Here is a 19,228-nt window from a genome sequence, read left to right as displayed (position 1 = left end):
AATATTTATACCAGACTGTTAGCACTCATCGTTTAGGGCGTGGACTACCAGGGTATCTAATCCTGTTTGCTCCCCACGCTTTCGCACCTCAGCGTCAACTTAACCCAGTGAACCGCCTTCGCCTCTGGTACTCCTCCAAATATCAACGAATTTCACCTCTACACTTGGAATTGTGTTCACCCCTATTAAGTTCATAGTTATGCAGTATCAATACCCGTAATGAAGTTGAACTACAAGATTTAAGTTTTGACTTACAAAACCGCCTACATGCCCTTTACGCCCAATAAAACTGAACAACACTCGCTCCCCTCGTATTACCGCGGCTGCTGGCACGAAGTTGGCCGGAGCTTTTATCTATTTACTATCACTATTATCATTAAATAAACAGAGTTTTACAATCCAAAGTACATATTCTGTACCTCTTTTATAGGATCTTCATCACTCATGCGACATGGCTGGATCAGGCTTCCGCCCATTGTCCAATATTCCTCACTGCTGCCCTCCGTAGAAGTTTGGGCCTTGTCTCAGTCCCAATGTGGCTGTCCGTCCTCCCAGACCAGCTATAGATCTTGGCCTTGGTAGGCTTTTACCCCACCAACTAGCTAATCTACCGCAAGCTCATCTTGTTCCGAATTATTCTTTACCTGTTGCAGGAATCATACGTTATTACCTTAAGTTTCCTTAAGCTATCCCGTTGAACAAGGTAGATTCTCACGTGTTACTCACCCGTTCGCCGCTAACAACCTGTTTAGAGGTTGTCCGCTCGACTTGCATGTGTTAGGCCTGCCGCCAGCATTTGTTCTGAGCCAGGATCAAACTCTTAATAACTTAAGCTATAACTTCTTGTTATAACATAGTAATTTGTTTTAACGTCCAATCTCAATACGAGCAATATAGGATTAGTCGTTTATTACTATCCCAAGTGTTGATAAAATAACAAACAAAACAAACGGTCAGTAGTAACTATGGTATTAATTATATTTTATTAAAACAACGAAATATCCAAAAAAAAAACAACAACAACCCAACATACACAACTAACTAGAACATCTGATACTATAAACATCGATTAAAATAGTAAAAACTAATAAACAAGAACATTTATCGTTGAATTCACGAATATAAAATCGAAAAGTATCAAAAACAAATGTAAACCGATATAAGACAAGTGATATATGCCATTGATGTTGTTAAACATGGATGTTGATTATAATTCTGTTCCAATGATTGATCAAATAATGACAATAAATATTGAAGATGTACATTTGATGAGTCTATTTATCTGATCCTGGATCTTGGTACCTACAGTTCTAATATTGGGATATACCAACAAAAACAACATCCAGACCTCTATATTTTAATAAAATTTATAGACTTAACATGTTAATACCACATTTTGTGATCGGATTCTAATAGATTTCCTTTAACGGACTTAAAAAACACGAAAAAACAACAACAACAAGCAAATGATGTGTTATGAATATACCAACGTAATTACAATCTACATAAACAGAGATAAACATGTTGGCAACTAATGATGTGGATGGTGCGGGAGTGCCTAACCCGATTCTCCCTTTATTTCTAACTAGTTTGTAGGCGGTTTAACTTCTTGTACATCAGGTTTGGTTTGATTAGGTTCGGATTGAACAGGTTTTGATTGATTTCTGTTTAAATTTTGTATCAAGTTATTAATGTCTACATTTTTATTACTATCCAATCACTTCATCATTCCAGATATAACATCAAACATATCAATAGTTAAAGAATAATCAGCCATCGACATAATAGCGGCATCTTTATCTGTATTAACTGCAACAACTGTTTTAGCATCTTTGACACCAATCATGTGATGATCTGATCCGGATATACCAAACGCAATGTAAAGTTTAGGAGCTATAGTCGAACCTGTACTTCCAATTTGAAATCCAACCGGTGCACATCCCAATTCAACAGCACCTTTAGTTGCTCCGATGGCAGCACCAAGTCTTAATGCCAATGGCTTCAATCAAGTCATAAAATTCTCTTCGGTACCAAAACTTCTACCTCCTGCTATAACTATATCTGCCTTTGATAAATCCGGTAACTCCTTATTAACCTCAAGTTTTGAATAGGATATCAATTCCAGTTGTTTTCTAATAGGGAAATTAATAATCTGATATCTAACATCTGGTACAATTTCTATTGGTTTTACAACTTCATTTGTCTCTTTCTTATTATCAATACTCATCTCTTTTGGTTTATCCTCACATGGTTTTATCTCCGTTTCTTTCAAACCATCCTTATCCACATTAGTAATTGTTGGTCTTGGAGTAGCAACCTCCGAACTACTTTCTTCACATCGAACCACATCTTCTTTAACATCTTTGTTTTCATTTACTTGGTTGTCCTTTGAATTTAAGTTATCCTTTGGATTATCAACTTCTTTATCCTTACCACCTATAACATCTTTATTACTTCCAACGTTGTCAACATTTTGATCCTTTACTTCCATATTTGTATCTGGATTGGCATCACATTTCTTCTCTTCTGGTTGTTTCTTCTCAACCATTCCTACATCAGGATCGGCTATTAATGACAATTTAACAGATATTAACCATGGTTTATCACATTTAAAGCCAACATGTTGGTTTACCATTCCAGCATTTGCCGTTCTAACAAAAATATTATCACCTAAAATATCATAAACATTAGAAATTACATAACGATTCACGGCTGCGGCTGCTCTACATATAACATTGTGGTAACAAGTATCGGTATCAGCAACCGTTATATCATATTTTAATATCAGACCTGCAACAAGTAAAGCACAAGCACAACTGTTTCTATCAACGTTAATAGGTATCTTGGTTGCTAACAAATAGATCTCATTTACCTTCTTTAAAGTCTTAGCACAAGCGTAATTACAATTAACAGTCAATATTCCAATCTTTTCATAAGATTTAGATATAAAATTAATTAACTTCTGATCATTCGAACTAAACCTGTTGTTCTTAGCCTCTAATATTATTAATGCACTTTTCATTGTTAACTAAACAACGTTGTCATTAGGGTATCGACATTATCTATAACCTTTACCTTTCTAATTTTATTCGGTATACCATAATTTACAACAGAAATACACGAACAACAAGTTAAATTCAACTTATTTACATCTTTTATACTTATTTGTTTGTTTATAGCTTTGATCGGATCCAACGTGATAACAGATGTTTCTGATTTATCAAATTTACAAACCAATACACATGGTAACTTAACAACAAAAGTCATGATTCTATTCCGCAATTTACAACGTGCTGTCAATTGATCTGCTTTTTTATCAACTAATTCACAAACACAATAAAGTTGTCTCCAACCCAAGAACGTTGCCAACGCTGAACCAACAAATCCCGAATTATTATCTGAAGATGATTTACCTGTTAGAACCAAATCATATTTTTCAGCAGTTAATCAACGTTTCAATACTTTGGATTTTGTTAATCCGTCAACAATTGATTCATCATAATCATTAATCTTAACAAACACCACTTCATCAACACCCATATCCAAAGCATGTCTAAGTAAACCACTATCGGATTCTTTCGATAAACAGATCACAGTAATTACTGCAGAAGGATCTATTTCTTTAAATTTAATAACAGCAGATATATTTTCTTCATCAATCGGATCTATCATGCGTTTTGCTGTTTTATAATTAAGTGTTCCATTAGCTACTTCTGGTTTAACATCTGGATCATAAATGATTTTAACCGTTATAATAATCTTCATTACTTATTGTTTTCCTAGATTGGATATTGTGTTAACATATATATAAAAAAAGCCAATATAACACAACCACATCAAACTCAATACTCACTGTTATGTTTTAAACAACCAAACGTTGTATCATTACCTCAGAAAAGTATTTGTAACACATACAAAAAAAATCAATCATCATTCCTATTAATTAAATTTCTTGTTATTATAAACTTGTTCAAATTTGATGTATCTATGAAATGTTCATAATTATTCTTATGATCAGTAACTACAACATTAGTTTCAAAACAAACACATCATAATCAACAACAAATAGGTACATAGAATGTTGTAGATTTCCAACGGAATCATTAAGTTATATATACCAGATCGTTTATGTATTTTTTGTTTAGATTTTATTAGTAATATTATCATTAATAATCAATAACAAATATAATAATGTCAACAATAATTAGGTATTGATTTTAGGTACAACGAATTCCTGTGTTGCTGATTGCTGATAATAGAGAAATAGAAAATAAATGAAGATAACAGAATAACACCGTCTATCGTGGTAATTACACCTAAATAATAAAAGGTTGGTTGAATCAAGCAACAAAAACCATTATTAACTCTAAAACACATTCCAAATCATTAAAAATTAAGATTAATTGATAGAAAAATTCAAACAATAATACCGTGATCAAACAAAAATGTCAACATTTGAAATAAAAATAACAACGGTGATGCTTGGTTAAAAGCTAATGGTAAATGATGTTCTTCATCACAAATATCTGCTTTTACTTTTTTAAAAATATGAAAGTTGTATCTAAAGATTTTCTAAAAGAAATTTATAAGCAAAACGGTAATAACTGTGCCAGTATATTTCAATGATGCACAAAAACAAACGACAAGGGACGCTAGAAACATAATAAGTTTAGATATTCTTAGAATAATTAAAGAAAAACAACCAACGCCAACTGCATTAACATATGGACTAGATAAATAAAACCAAAAAATAGTGGTTTATGATTTAGGTAATAGAACTTTGGACGTTTCAATCTTAGAACTAGGAAATGGTATTTTTGAAGTAAAATTAACAAATGGTAATACATTTTTAGGTAGAGATAGAACTTCAATTCCAAAATTTTATACTACATTGTGTCCATGTTTTAAAAACAGAGATCGATATTGGCCATTGGTTAAAAACAAACTTGTTCTCCAACGGATAAAGGATGTTGTAGAAAAAATCTAAAACAGAACCATCAATCTATTACCGATACAGAAATAAATCTACTTTTCATTAATGTTGATGAAAATGGTTCTAAAACATTTAACATGTAACTTATCAAGATCAAAACTAGAAGAAGTAGTTGAAGAATTTATTAAAAACAACCAAACCATGTGAAACTGTTTTGACTGATACAACATGAAACTTCCAAAACTATAAATGAAATAATATTAGTAGGTGGAATAACAAGAATGTCTAAAATACAAAGAGCTGTTGAAAGGTTTATTTGATAAAGAGTCAAACAAAAAAACGTCAACCCCGATGAAGTTGTCGCGATTGGTGCGGCTATCCAAGATGAAGTACTACAAGGAAACATATAAAGATGTATTATTATTAGATGTTACAACGTTGTTATCAGGAGTTAAAACTTTAAGAAGTATATTTACAGGATTGATAGATAAGATTACTACAACACCAACCTAAAAGATCTCAAATATTCTCAACAACTGAAGATAATCAATCTATTGTTACCATAAAAACTTATTAAGATGGAAAAGAAATGACTTATAACAACAAAATGTTAGAAACAATTTGATTTAGTCGAAATCACTAAAGCCCAAGGAGGTATTCCCCAAATTGAAGTAACTATTGACATTGATGTTGACGGAATAGTTCAAGTTTCAACAAACACTAAAACAACAGGCAAGGAACAACAGATTGAAACCAAAACTTCCAGTAGTTTAACAGAAAATGAAATTAACTCTATTGATTAACAAAAAAAACAGGGATGTTGTTAAAGTTAGGAATCGAGTTAAAAACTTAATTTAGTCTACTGATAAATCTATATTAGATACTAAACTATCAAATCAAAACAAATCCAAACATTTATAAACATTATAAATAATTCTAAAAAATCTAAACTAAACGTCAATAGGAGTAAATATTGAACGATTAAGATCAATGTTAAAACAACTGATAGGAAGATCTAGAATATTGGACCAAACGATGTTCAATACTAAAACTAACAACTAATAAATAAATTATATAAATTATTAGTCATTAACAAAATATCTGGATAACAAACAGATTAACAAAGCAAATTATAAATACTTCCATGATAGGTTATCTAAATTTTATTACCATAACTAATTCGTCGGACTAAACATCCATGTTCGAAAATATAAATAAAACTACAATGTTACCAGAAAAAAAATAAGTCTAAGACCACTCATGCCAAACCTTAATATAAAGAACTAACAATAACAAATGAAAACCTCCGATAACATATTTAATACTCTGATAGTTCACATAGAAGTTTAATAACTACAAATAAAAGAGATATGTCTCTAACATACATTAATAACTCAAAACAAATAAGTGGAAAGAAAGAAACCGCTAGAACTGATCCTGAAATGGTTCTTGAACGTTTTAAATATAATACCGAACAATACCATTGTAACAGATTTAATTAATTGTAAGAAATATGATATAATTTTAAGACAAGAAGATATCACAGTAAACATCCATGATCCTGTTGTTAATAAAAAAAGTAATAACCACTTTAGAAAATTTGGAATATAGTAATGAAAAATATTAGTAACAACAAGATGTTAAAATTAAATTAAACCTCTTAATAAAAGAGGAATTACTTAATTACCACAACAAAAAAACAACTATAACATGAACATTGATTCTTCACACGAACATTGATTCTATGAACATCCCGTATGTTAAGATAATTACTAAATCCCATGAATTTTATATTAGAGATAGTTTAAACTACACCATGTTGTCCAATATTAAACCAATATTCGAAACAACAGGTAGTATACTGAAAGTATCAAACAAATCATTGATGTTAATTATAAAACATAAACAAATAACAGAAAACAACAAAGACTTAAGTTTAAAAAAAGATGGTAATATTGAAGATGTTATTATTAAATTGGTGTTAAAATATAATACTTATAGACATACATCATCCTTCGAAATTATAACAAATACATTTAATACATTATATAGAATAAATAAATCATTGGAAGTGATCACTTTTAATAACTAATATCAATTTCTTGTTCAGTTTAAATCTAAAACCTATAAATATAGAGCTGGTTACTCGCTTATGGAGAATGAAACATTCAAATTATTCAAATAAATTGTATTAAATTTAATGATTAAGAAAAGAATAAATTATACTGTAACACATTTGAAAACTAAGAAGAAAGAACTTAGTGGCATTTGAAAGTATTTATAATCGTAATTTGTGGAGTTAATTATTAATTAGCAAAAAAGAAATGAAATAGTAAACCAAAATTTTTACATTGATAGTTTGAAGTTAAAAATTATAAACAAAGAAACCTCATTGCAATGATAAGGGGGTTTGCTGGAAAATATTTTGTTTCTCTTATCCAATAGACAAGTCAATTAATAAGTGATTCAGAATTCAAAACAATCAGACTCCTTAATGGAGTATATTTACAACTTCACAGTTATATGTCGAGAGTTACACTATCGTGTAGTGTATTAAATGCTACCCAATTATATGCATTGTCAATAGCAAGTCAAAAATATGATAGATGATATTCTTCATGTTACTACCAGATAAAGTGTCCAATTTAACTGAATACAATTGAGAGATACACCTCAGATAATGAATACATTAACAAAAGTTAGACTTTGAAGTGCTCATACTGCAGGTAATTGTGTTAGGCAAATAACATGTAATCCAAAACATGGAATCGGTCTCGATGAACAAACAGACATAACAGACTTAATGACAGAACTTTATAATCAATTTACGTTAAATAAAAGATTAATTGATTTACCCAAAAAAAAGTAAAGATAAGTGTTAGAGATAACATTACAGATAACAACGCAGAAGCTTTCAATGACATTGGTCTAAGACTAATGGATAAACGGATATATGTGGCTGTTGGGGGTGGATTAGGAAAAGAACCAAAGGTATTAAGTTCATAAGTTTAGAAAAGGAATATGTTTCCAGTTGGATTACTACTCTTCTTTAAGTATATAGAATATTTGGTATAAACAAACAACGTCCGGTTAGGATAAAACATTTAGTTAAAGAAGTAGGAATGACCAACTTGATTAAGTTAACACATGGATTTAAAAGAATAAAAACAGCCAACACCTCCTAAATGTTCTCAAGACATCAGAGTTAGAAATATTGACACAATAGAATGAGATAATTCCAAAGAATTTGAAACATGATTTAATACTTGAACGTTTTCAAACAAACAACCGAACTTTAGACATGTAGAACTCAGTTGTAATTCAGGAATAGATACTCCAAGGAGATGTATTGGCTGGTGAGGTTGATGGTATATGTAAGATGGATCAATTTTATTGTTTAAATGAGATAAGACTAACCCAATCACAAATGTTGTTACTTCCTATATGTTTGTATTGTAAATATGAAAAAAAAGGTATTTCAAGTGTGTATAGAGGTTTATACCAAACAATATAGCATGTTGTCCAGGTCTAGATTATTGTACAAAAGCCAATACTAGATCTATATCTTTAGCAAAAAAACTGTCAACGTTAAAAACAAATCTTAAGATCCGAATATCCTGGTTGTTAAAACTCATGCAGTCAACACCACTTGTTTGATATTGATATCATCGGAGTCAATAAATCGGGTGAATTATTATCAAATCCTGATTGGTAGCAATGGACTAAACAAGGTATTAGCTCGTGTTTTATGCAAGGCTGTACCAGCATTTAAGGTTATAGGAATTGTAAGATGATTAGATAAACTTATAAAGAAACTAAAAAAAGGATAGGTTTGAAAAAAACATACCAATGTTTAGCTAGAAACAAAATCAAGTTACCTAAAAAAATATAACAAATATATGCTTTGTGTTGGATACAATTATGACAAATGTTATTTGAACTACTTGTTGTTAAAAACTAATGTTATTATAATATAAAAATGTACAATAAATTCGAACTATCAAACGAATATGTCTTGGTTAGAGTACTATCTATTAAACATTATACTAACACTTTGTTTAGCTTCAAAACTGCAAGACCAGATAAATTAAGATTTAAACCAGGTGAGTTTATAATGATAGGATTGATAATTAGAGGTGAATTAATATTTAGAGCTTATTCAATATGTAGTCCAACGTGGAGTGATACCTTAGAATTTTATTCAGTTAAAGTACCGAACGGAGTCTTTACTACCTTTTTACATAAAATAACAACAAAAACCTCAATTATCATTAAAATAACACTAACAGGTACTTTGATTCTAGAAGCTTTGAAACCAGGTAAACGTTTGTTTTTACTTTGTACAGGTACAGGAATAGCACCATTCATTAGTATAATATTTAATCATGAGACTTATACCAAATACAACGAAGTAATAATAGTTTTGACATGCAGATGTTCACGAGAATTACAATTCTTCAACGACAAAATCAAACAACTGACAAACCAATCCCATATTAGACCATTTGTAAGAAATAAACTAAGATTTTATTTAAGTATAACTCAAGAACCATATCCATATACTGGTAGAATAACATGATTGATAAAATCAGGAACGATTATAGCTGATTTAATGATATACAATTTTAACATGCTGGACAGATTTATGATTTGTGGATCACAACAAATGATATTCGATGTAACAAATCTATTGAAAACATTAGGATACATCGAAGGTGTAACCAACAACCCACAAGATTTTGTATACGAAAAATCATATGTTAGTCAACTTAAAAGTAATAATTAAAACCAAATCTTCTGATTAATTGATTTAAAAAATATAAATACTTTGGTTGTAAATCGAAACATCATTATAAATCATGTGTTATATAATAAAGATAAACTTATAACATATGACTCTTAATAATTCAAGTAAAATCTCTTAGCAAACAACATAACACGATATGTGGAGTTTATTTTATTTTTTAGTTAGATAACAACAATTTATCTGAATATAACGAAGAATAATGAGAACTAAAAAGGTATACTCTTCAATAACAGAAGTTACTGGTAATACTCCAATAGTAAGATTAAAGAAAATAGAAGAAAAGTATAATATTAAAACTCAACTTTATGCCAAGTTAGAATATTTAAATCCTTTTGGTTCTGTTAAAGATAGAATTGCCGAAGCTCTGGTTGAAGATGCTTGGAAACGAAACAAATACAATAAAGATACAGTTATAATTGAAGCAAGTTCCGGTAACACTGGTATCAGTATTGCTGCTGTTGCTGCCCGTAAGGGATTAAAATGTTTGATAGTGGTTCCAGAAAGTATCTCAGAAGAAAAAACAAATATGTTAGATTTATTAGGTGCCAACATTGTGTTTGTATCAGAAGGAATAGAAGAAGCTATTAGAACAGCTAAAGAACTTACAGATAAAATTAAAAATGCAATAACGACATGTCAGTTTGAAAATAAGATTAATGTTAATATCCATAAGAAAACAACGGCCAAAGAGATAACTAAATCAGTAAAGAAAATAGATTATTTCGTTTCTGGTGTTGGAACAGGAGGTACTATCACAGGCGTTGGAGAAGTATTAAAGAAAAACAAGAAATCAAATACTTCAATTGTTGCTGTTGAACCTTGAAAAGCATCTGTTCTATCAGGAAAACAGGTACAGTCTCATGGAATTCAAGGTATAGGCGTTGGTTTTCTTCCAAAGATTTTAAATATTAAACTTATTGATTACATCTTCAGAGCAAAAGACCATGAAGCAATTGAATATGCCAGAATCATGGCAAACACAGAGGGAATAGCAGTAGGTCTATCTTCGGGAGCGGCAATCTGTGCTGGAATGAAATTAGGTGAGGTTATCAACAATCCTTTGAAAAAAATATTAATAATGGTTCCATCATCCGCAGAAAGATATATGTCAACCGAATTATTTGATAACAAATCTCAGTCATTATACGAGTTAGCAGAATTATTCGGTCATCCAGATTCAGATGCAACCAATAACTTAGATAAACAACAAGATCCTGTTTTATAACTGATTTAACAACGTTTATAGTCCTAGTTTTTACACCAAATAATCTTTAGGTAATATAAATAAGATTTATTATCCTTAATACCCCTTATTTCGTTGGTTTATCTCTATAATTGTTTATGACTGAATCATTATCAAACATAAGATATTCAAAACTATGCTAATAAAATCATGATAATGTTGTTGATTCATAGAAATATAATTCCAATACTTCAGATAAAATCTTATTGAATCTATTAAAAGATAACATTCATAGCCAACGTTTGATACTTTTATCAACTAAATGGCTGAATAAATCCCTATCTTACTATTAGTTTATCATAAAATAATCTACTTAACCTATTACTTTCTTGATTTTAATCATTATAACAACAAATAAACTCATTTTATTATAGGTTTCATCCATTTACTTGGATTTTGTTTCCTGTTTTATTGAAACCACCAACACCGATATGGGTTATAAGGGGATCGAACCCTTATCCTCTTCGATGTAAACGAAACACTCTGTCACTGAGTTAATTATCCATAACAATTACCATATAGTTATAATATCTTATTGATAATTAAACATGTTATACTAAAAATGATATAAAAACATAAAAACGGAGATAATTATAAACTCTCATAAAAATTCTAACAAATCTGGATGAGAATTAACGTAAGTGAAAATGTTATTACCCTGTGTTGTAAATTATAATTAAAAATTCATTAACACCGAACAGATGTATGTTGTTTAAGATTAACAAAATATTAACTTTAATACCAACATTGAGAACTGGTTAAATCGTTGTTATTATCAGTAATAAATTATTAATCAAATTATATATCTGATATATAAAGATAAATACATATATTTACATCAAGCATATATTTTAAAATAATAATCTATCTCTCTATGGCAATTAAACTGATTTTATTAATTTCTAATAGAACTAAGCTTATTTTGTTGGCAACAGGATTGTAATCACAAATCCGAATATTATTTCTTTATCCACATAACAATTTAAATCAATTTGTAAATATTACCACAATAATCTTATTGAATAATTAATTCTCCATATATAATCCTGTGGTAACGATACTACAACCGAATTACTCTTAATCTTAGATATTAATTCTCATATCGATTCTACCTTCATTTATTTTAACAAAATTAAAACATTTGGTTCCTTATAATCCTAAAATTCAAACACATTTTCTTTTCAAGGATGTTGATGGTATTTGGTATCAACTTAACAACATCAATGGTACCTAATGTCGGTTCCAAATCAGATGTTTATTTTTTTTCTTATACTAATAATTGAATTTAATACACATTTATTACTACTTTTTAATAATTTTACATTAAAATAATAGTTATTAATATCTGAAACAACCTCCAAGCTTAGAATATTATATCCGATGTAGCTGGATCCACATCATTTAATAACAAGATGTCTTTAATTTCCGATTTACCATTACATTCTGTTAATATTTAGTTGCTAATAACAACGTTCATAATAATCTCAACATGCCATATCATTCTATGTCATTGTAAATCAATAACATCATCCTTTTATTCCAAATCGACATGTATTTTGGTATCTGTAAGCTTATTAACAATTTTTCAAACCAGTATCTCTCTTATCAAGTATTATGTTTCATGGTTGTTGTTCAATACTTATATTTTTGATTATCACTTGGATGTTTTTTAATGTTAAAAGATTTTCTTCTCTATCTATTTTGTTAAAGTTTATATCTATCAAATCTACTTAACTGTACATTGATGTCTTTACCTGTTGAATTAAGAGCCAACAAAACAACACTTTAACCATATATCCTTCAATAACGTTGGGTTATAACATGTCCTAGAGATTAACATAATTATTATTTATATGCCTGTTGTAATATGGTTCAAAACCTTTCGGAACCTAATCCTCTTCTAGAATACTAATGTGTCTTCCGATTTTTTGAATAAAGTTCTTTAATACGAATATCTATTCGTTGATTAGTTTTAAATGAATCGTAGTTCCATATTATCACTTTTATAAAATTCAACATCAGATCTAAAACCAACATCCATTACCATGTATTCGTTGTTTCTCCTAATTCTATTTACTTCTTACAACCGTTCCTTTGATTTAATTTCTACTAATTCCATCTTACAGAATGTTTATTTGTTAACTTAATATGACTTACTATTTTCATCTCATATATAACATATCCTTTTATTTTTAAGAAAAGAAGAAACCACTTGAATCAAAGATAATAAACTGTTCAATTTATACTATGTTTAAACCAACGCCCAAATGATTTATCAGAAAGTAGGAAATTAAAATGATATTGATATTTATTTATGAAAGGGATTGATTTGTTGTGGTAAAACAATTAATTCAAGCAAACACGTTAAACTAGTTATAACTAGAAGTGGAATCGTTAAGTTATTAGTAATTGGAATATAAATGTTCTTTAAAGTTAAGTGTTATTATAATTTTTATTTAAATAATTCAACAAAAACACCAACATCATTTTATTATCACCGAAAACATCCGAAACTTAAAGTAAATTAGATATTATTCACCGATTATAAATCTAAGCGGTATGTTATACTGAAATTAATAAACCAATAGATAATATATGTTCTCTAATCTGATGGTAATTATAACAACAACAAAGATATGAATTGATTTGTTATTTAGTTAATGTGGTACTATAAACATCAAAACAAAGAAGTAACCAAAGTTTTGGTATAAAAGATCAAACGTTGTAATAGGTTGTTGTTTGTTTTTGGAAATTTATAATAAATTCTAAATATGAAGTAAATTTTAAGCTTATAAACAGTATTGTAAATAAGAGATAAGAATTAACAGTTAAAAACAGGAATCCATAAGATATACTAATATTTTTAACACTTTTTTGTTTAATGTATGATCAGAATGGTAATCAAGTACTTATTTCAATCTATGATATGTTAGATCTTGAAGATAATCCTTATGTTTGTAATTAATTTTAAGGTATTAATAAACACACCAGATGTTGGATATTTTTAAGTTTAAAGTTTAATAACCATGAAAAATATAATTTTGTTGATTTTTAACAACTAACAGCAACCAATCACTCCATATTTTTGGAAGATAGTACTTGTTTGATTAGATATTTTAAGATCATTAATCATATCAGCATCAGTTAAATAATCTATTATATTTGTAACCATTTTTGTAGTTGTAGTTATATATTTTTCTGCTACCATTTTACCAGATATTATGGCATTATGTAATCCTTTTAATTTCATCGAATCCATTAAGCCAAGAGTACAACCTATTATAGTACATCAATGTAAACATGTAACCGTTGGATTGTTCATGTCATTAACTGCTATTATTATTTTTTCACACTGTATTTAGTTTTAACAGTTCCTTTTTATTAATTCCAGATATTTTTGGATGTGATTTAATCTTTCAAACTCATTGTACGGATTTATATAACAATTAGAATAATCTAAATAAGTTACATATCCGATTACAACCCTATCTTTGTAACAATAAACAAAACCGCCATTAGAATTATCATCTGATGGTCATCCTATTGTATGATATACCGAACCCACACTATTACTTGTTGATCTCGTATTTTCTTTTCTTCTCATATCTTTTGTTGATTTTAATGTTATGATGTCTAAATATTTTTTCAGTTAAGGTTCCACAAGCACCTTCGGCTATAATAACATAATCACTCTTGATTTTGTTGCCACCAGCCAAAGTTAAACCTACTATTGAATCTTTATAACTAAAAAATCCATCTACTGCACAACATGTACATATTTTAACTCTAATCAATGCTTTACATATTTCTCCAATATCTACTAAAATATTTCCCTTATTTCTATATTCATCTGGTACAGATCTTTTAGATTATAATAATTATTTCTTGTTAAATCTCCAAATGTTTTCGTTTGTTATCATCCATGTTGGATTTTAGAGAATATTTAGATATATACTCATAATATTTGGTTCTTTGAATAATAGCTCCAGATACTAAATGACCACCAATTTCTGAAGATTTTTCTAAATATTATTATATTATTTTTTTTGGTTCAAGTCTTTTTAGTTCGATTGCCGCTGTTAGACCTCCGGTCCAGCTCCTACTACAAATGATGTCTTTCATAAACGTTTATAAAATGATTAATAAGATTATAATTAAAAAAATAATTGAATATGTCGGCGACGATTCAAATAGGAATGGATTAAGATCAACCCCAATCAGAGTTATTAGAAGTTTAAAGGAAATGTACTGTGGATATAAAACACAATTACCAAAAGTTAATAAAAGTTTTAGTTATATTAATTCGAATATAGATTTGGTTTACATAAAAAATGTTTTTATAAGTTCAAATTGTGAACATCACATGTTGCCATTCTTTGGCCAAGTAAATCTTGTTTATTGTCCATCAACAATGGTGTTAGGATTATCTAAATTTATTAATATTTTGAATTTTTATAGTACTAGACTTCAATCTCAAGAGAGATTAGCACAACAAGTTGTTACTTACATCAAAAATATTATTAGACCAAAAGCAATAATGTTAAAATTATCTTGTAAACATGTTTGTATGTTGGCAAGAGGTGTTAAATCAATATGCTCAACAAACGGAATAATTATCAATGAGGGATTATCAGTTATATCACCTATGTTAATGAATAAAATGTTAACCGTTGTTAAAGATGAATAATTTAGAATTGAATCGTTTAGATCTAATACCTGTTATTGTAATTGATTTCTATTCAAAAGAAGTAGTTATATTTGTTTGTACAAATGAATTATGTTTAAGATTAACTCTGATAACAAGATCCTGTCATTATTACAACCGTAATGATCAATTTATTTGGTTGAAAGGATGGAAAAGTGGGGATTTACATCTTGATCCAAGAAATATATACCGATTGTAATTCAGATTTTTCTTGTTGTAAATATATTAATATTTTAAATACAATTTTTTAATACCAAAATTCTTTCTTGATTTATTAAATTATTAAAGATAACAATGCGTTTAAGAATAGCTCCTTCACCTACTGGAATATTACATCTAGGTAACTTGTATTCTGTTCTTGCCAATGTTTTGTTTAGTCATAAATATAATTCGAAGTTAATATTAAGAATAGAAGATACTGATATACAAAGGAACAAAATCAACGCAATCGAAAACATCTATGAAGATTTAAATAAGATTAGGGTAAATATCGATGAATCTTCTAAAAATCCTGGTTTATATGGTCCGTATAAGCAAACTGAAAGAATTCATATTTACAAATTTTATATTAAAAAATTATTAAAGATGGGTGGTTGTTTCTTCTGCAAATGTAGTTTCAAACGGGTTAATATTCTTAAAAAAATAAATTTATTATTAGGTGATCCTCCAACCTATGATGGAAAGTGTTTGAATCGTAATTATTTAACCGGAAAGATAAGATTAAAGGTACCAAAAACTGGAATTTGTGTAGGTGATTACAAAATAAACTGATCTAATGTTGATATGCAAGTGTTATGAGCCAATTCAAAACCAACATACCATTTTGCTAATGTTATTGACGATCAATTAATGAAAATATCTCATGTTTTACGTGGAAGAGATTGGCTAACAAGTTTTCCTAAACATATTTTAATCAATTCATTTTTAGGTTTTAATATGCCAAAATATTATCATATTCCACTAATATGTAACAAAACAGAATCTAAACTATCGAAACGACTAGATAATATGGGAATTGATAGTTTTTTAAGTTTAGGTATAATATCAGAAGCCATTTTAAGATATCTTATATCACTGATCGTTTGTGTTGATGTTTCGAACATATCGGAAGCATCTTCTTACTTTAACATTAATAAACTAAAACAACAAAACATACATATTAATGGAAAAAAACTTATACTAATAAACAAAATGTGTCTTCATGAGGTTGTTCATGATGTTAATAATGTTATTAAAAGTTTAATAAGAGAAGGATGTTTTAATAATGTAATGGAGTTATGTGTTAAAAAAAGTCTAATACTACACGATACGTATAAGCTGTTATGCTTTGTTTTTTGAGATTATAAATCAATTAAAATGATTTTTATGTCCAATATAGAGTACCTGTTGTTGAATTTATTATTAATTGAGTACAAGAAACTCATCATATGATCTAAAATCAGTATACAAAATATACACAAAAAAATAACTAATTACCTTGGTTTAAAAACCAGAACTTTTTGTACAATACTAACTCCAATTATAGGAAATAGACATAGTATTTCTTTGTACGATGTTTACCTTATTATTGGTCAAAAGGTTGTAATAACAAGAATAAGTTTAATTCTTGAAAAAATATATAACAAACTTCATCAGCACATCTAAACATGTTTTCTTGTTTGATTTTTCTTGTGATATTTCGTTGTTTTAATAAAATATAATCGAATAACCAATTATTAACAACATTCATTGATTGTTTTCCAATTACATCCAACAAATACTACTCCGTTTTATTTATGCTATTTATTTTTAAAATTAATATTAACCCCAAAGTTAATAACTGTACTAAACACCAATCATGGTATAAATTACATACCAATGATAAAATGATATCATACTAAACATTATATTATTATCGGAATTATTTATTAAAGTTTTAACAACATATATATTCATCTTCAATTTATAGTCAAAATCTTATCATTTATTGAGATAAATATGTTTAATTTCTATTAACATCAAATATTAAGCCACAAAACAAACGATTTATAGGTCTTATATGGTTCTACTAATAATTTTTTGATCACAACGTTGGTTTAGATTTTCCATTTGATATTTTCTAACAAGAATTTATCTAACAACAATACCCGCCAACAATTCTTACCATTTTAGCCATTTATAGCTTAATTCTTCTATATTTGTTATAATAAAGATAAATTTTAAACAAATAGTTTGTAAGAGTGATGTTTAACAAACAAAAAAACATCAATTCAATCAAGCTATTCAGATCTGATTATAATTAGGACCAAATATAAATACTATATAAATATCTATTGAAATGACATTAAATCTGATAACAAAGTCTCAATCAAATTCAATTAGTTCAAAAATTCTAACAATTCATAAATTGTCTTCGAACGAGAAGCCATTGGGAACTAGTAAACTTATAAGAAAAAAGTTACAAATTAATCATATTAAACTTAAAAAATATTCAAATAATATTTATAAAAAACTAATACAAAACATTGCCAATATGTATAATTTAAATAAGAAACAAATAGTACTAGGTAACGGATCGGATGAATTTCTAAGTTTATTATGTTTTACTTGTTTAAAAGAAGGAGATGAAGTAATAATATCTGAGCATGGATTTTTACTTTATAAAACACAAGTCTTAGTTGCTCGTGCTGTTCCTGTAATAATAAAAGATTCAAACAACAAAGTAAACATTAATAATATCATAAGATCAATAAATACTAAAACAAAAATGATCTTCATTACAATGCCAACAAACCCTGCAGGGTTGTTTTTAACATCTCGTGAGATAAACCAATTGTCAACTCTATTAAAGTCAACAAATATATTATTAATTTTAGACATGAATAATTCAGAATATGTTAAAGATGATAGATATTCTATTAAAATAACTACTAATATTGTTATTATTAAAACATTATCAAAAACATATGGATTAGCCTCTTTGAAATTAGGATGAATGTACAGTAGAAACAACCTAATAAAGTCGATTGAGAAAATTAAAAGTCCATTGAATATTAACAAAATAACTCAAATTACAGGCTCTGTTGTGTTATCAGATTCAGAACAACGGAGATTATCTCGAAGTTTTAATGTTTTTTGGTTAATTAAAATTATAATTTGTCTTAGAAAGGCCAATTTTATTATTGATAGGTCATATGCCAACTTCGTTGTAATTAAACTTAATAAAAAACTACCAATATTATTAATTGAAAATTATATTGCTAAATGTAACGTTAACGTTAGGCGGATGTCAGAATATAAATTATTCAACAGCATAAGAGTAAATGTTGGTTCACCACATGAAAACATAAAACTAATCAATCAATTTAAAAAGCTAAAGAAACAAAAATTTGTATTGGTAACTCATAAAACCGAAAAATATACAACACAATATTGAAAAAATTAGAAGATAACAATTAAAACGTTTGAATGTTTTATTTCTTCGAATACTAATAATTCGTTGCATATAAAGTTATATTGTATTGAACAAAAAAAACATACTAATAAATATATTAATTTAAG

Annotated in this window: 15 protein-coding genes, 1 tRNA gene, 1 rRNA gene and 2 pseudogenes; 12 read left to right on the top strand and 7 right to left on the bottom strand. The window is 28.1% G+C overall.

Annotated elements, in window-relative coordinates:
• From MAGTDC_RS05015 to MAGTDC_RS03435, 3 genes are all read right to left on the bottom strand, one after another.
• A 16S ribosomal RNA gene (locus tag MAGTDC_RS05015) occupies window positions 1-828 on the bottom strand; the annotation flags it as partial.
• Between the two features lie 757 nt (window positions 829-1,585).
• Entirely contained in the window at window positions 1,586-3,022 is a 1,437-nt protein-coding gene (locus tag MAGTDC_RS03440) for an electron transfer flavoprotein subunit alpha/FixB family protein (RefSeq protein WP_146657055.1), read from the bottom strand.
• Window positions 3,023-3,024: 2 nt separating this feature from the next.
• Window positions 3,025-3,765 (bottom strand): adenine nucleotide alpha hydrolase family protein, encoded by a 741-nt coding sequence (locus MAGTDC_RS03435; RefSeq protein WP_146657054.1) that lies wholly within the window; start codon window positions 3,763-3,765, stop codon window positions 3,025-3,027.
• Window positions 3,766-4,585: 820 nt separating this feature from the next.
• Between MAGTDC_RS03435 and MAGTDC_RS06055 the strand changes: the two are divergent.
• From MAGTDC_RS06055 to MAGTDC_RS03390, 8 genes and pseudogenes are all read left to right on the top strand, one after another.
• Window positions 4,586-4,987, top strand: a pseudogene (locus tag MAGTDC_RS06055) (Hsp70 family protein).
• Between the two features lie 308 nt (window positions 4,988-5,295).
• Window positions 5,296-5,343, top strand: a pseudogene (locus tag MAGTDC_RS06050) (hypothetical protein); the annotation flags it as partial.
• A gap of 216 nt (window positions 5,344-5,559) precedes the next feature.
• On the top strand, window positions 5,560-5,736 hold the full coding sequence (locus tag MAGTDC_RS06045; RefSeq protein WP_146657059.1) for an Hsp70 family protein: 177 nt from the start codon (window positions 5,560-5,562) through the stop codon (window positions 5,734-5,736).
• Window positions 5,737-6,340: 604 nt separating this feature from the next.
• On the top strand, window positions 6,341-6,544 hold the full coding sequence (locus MAGTDC_RS05005) for a hypothetical protein (RefSeq protein ID WP_192573198.1): 204 nt from the start codon (window positions 6,341-6,343) through the stop codon (window positions 6,542-6,544).
• Window positions 6,545-6,677: 133 nt separating this feature from the next.
• Entirely contained in the window at window positions 6,678-7,025 is a 348-nt protein-coding gene (locus tag MAGTDC_RS03405) for a hypothetical protein (protein WP_146657051.1), read from the top strand.
• A gap of 1,561 nt (window positions 7,026-8,586) precedes the next feature.
• The gene (locus MAGTDC_RS05000; protein ID WP_278046978.1) at window positions 8,587-8,763 is read left to right on the top strand and encodes a hypothetical protein; all 177 of its coding nucleotides are present in this window, start codon (window positions 8,587-8,589) and stop codon (window positions 8,761-8,763) included.
• A 149-nt stretch (window positions 8,764-8,912) separates the two neighbouring features.
• Window positions 8,913-9,719, top strand: coding sequence for a ferredoxin--NADP reductase (locus MAGTDC_RS03395; RefSeq protein WP_146657049.1), 807 nt, complete (start codon window positions 8,913-8,915; stop codon window positions 9,717-9,719).
• A 220-nt stretch (window positions 9,720-9,939) separates the two neighbouring features.
• Window positions 9,940-10,965, top strand: coding sequence for a PLP-dependent cysteine synthase family protein (locus MAGTDC_RS03390; protein WP_146657048.1), 1,026 nt, complete (start codon window positions 9,940-9,942; stop codon window positions 10,963-10,965).
• 450 nt (window positions 10,966-11,415) lie between these two features.
• Here MAGTDC_RS03390 and MAGTDC_RS03385 read toward each other — a convergent pair.
• The 4 genes from MAGTDC_RS03385 to MAGTDC_RS03375 form a co-directional block, all read right to left on the bottom strand.
• Window positions 11,416-11,487: transfer RNA gene (locus tag MAGTDC_RS03385), tRNA-Val, on the bottom strand.
• Window positions 11,488-14,041: 2,554 nt separating this feature from the next.
• On the bottom strand, window positions 14,042-14,233 hold the full coding sequence (locus tag MAGTDC_RS03380) for a hypothetical protein (protein ID WP_146657047.1): 192 nt from the start codon (window positions 14,231-14,233) through the stop codon (window positions 14,042-14,044).
• 114 nt (window positions 14,234-14,347) lie between these two features.
• Complete coding sequence (locus tag MAGTDC_RS06040) at window positions 14,348-14,587, bottom strand: hypothetical protein (RefSeq protein ID WP_414173069.1); 240 nt, start codon at window positions 14,585-14,587, stop codon at window positions 14,348-14,350.
• Window positions 14,553-14,777, bottom strand: coding sequence for an NAD(P)/FAD-dependent oxidoreductase (locus MAGTDC_RS03375; RefSeq protein ID WP_146657046.1), 225 nt, complete (start codon window positions 14,775-14,777; stop codon window positions 14,553-14,555). The genes MAGTDC_RS06040 and MAGTDC_RS03375 overlap by 35 nt, the downstream gene beginning before the upstream one ends.
• A gap of 314 nt (window positions 14,778-15,091) precedes the next feature.
• Here MAGTDC_RS03375 and MAGTDC_RS03370 point away from each other — a divergent pair, with 314 nt between their 5' ends.
• From MAGTDC_RS03370 to MAGTDC_RS03355, 4 genes are all read left to right on the top strand, one after another.
• A complete protein-coding gene (locus tag MAGTDC_RS03370) occupies window positions 15,092-15,670 on the top strand; it encodes a GTP cyclohydrolase I (RefSeq protein WP_146657045.1) in 579 nt (192 codons plus the stop codon).
• On the top strand, window positions 15,654-15,887 hold the full coding sequence (locus tag MAGTDC_RS03365) for a phosphoribosyl-AMP cyclohydrolase (RefSeq protein WP_146657044.1): 234 nt from the start codon (window positions 15,654-15,656) through the stop codon (window positions 15,885-15,887). Before MAGTDC_RS03370 ends, MAGTDC_RS03365 begins: the two co-directional genes overlap by 17 nt.
• A 95-nt stretch (window positions 15,888-15,982) precedes the next feature.
• Window positions 15,983-17,332 carry a glutamate--tRNA ligase gene (locus MAGTDC_RS03360; protein WP_146657043.1) on the top strand — a complete coding sequence of 450 codons (1,350 nt, stop codon included), beginning with the start codon at window positions 15,983-15,985 and terminating at the stop codon, window positions 17,330-17,332.
• A gap of 742 nt (window positions 17,333-18,074) precedes the next feature.
• A complete protein-coding gene (locus MAGTDC_RS03355) occupies window positions 18,075-19,112 on the top strand; it encodes an aminotransferase class I/II-fold pyridoxal phosphate-dependent enzyme (protein WP_278046977.1) in 1,038 nt (345 codons plus the stop codon).
• Window positions 19,113-19,228 lie beyond the last annotated feature (116 nt).

This window comes from Candidatus Hodgkinia cicadicola, from assembly GCF_002774925.1.
This window is presented reverse-complemented; position numbering and strand designations above follow the sequence as displayed.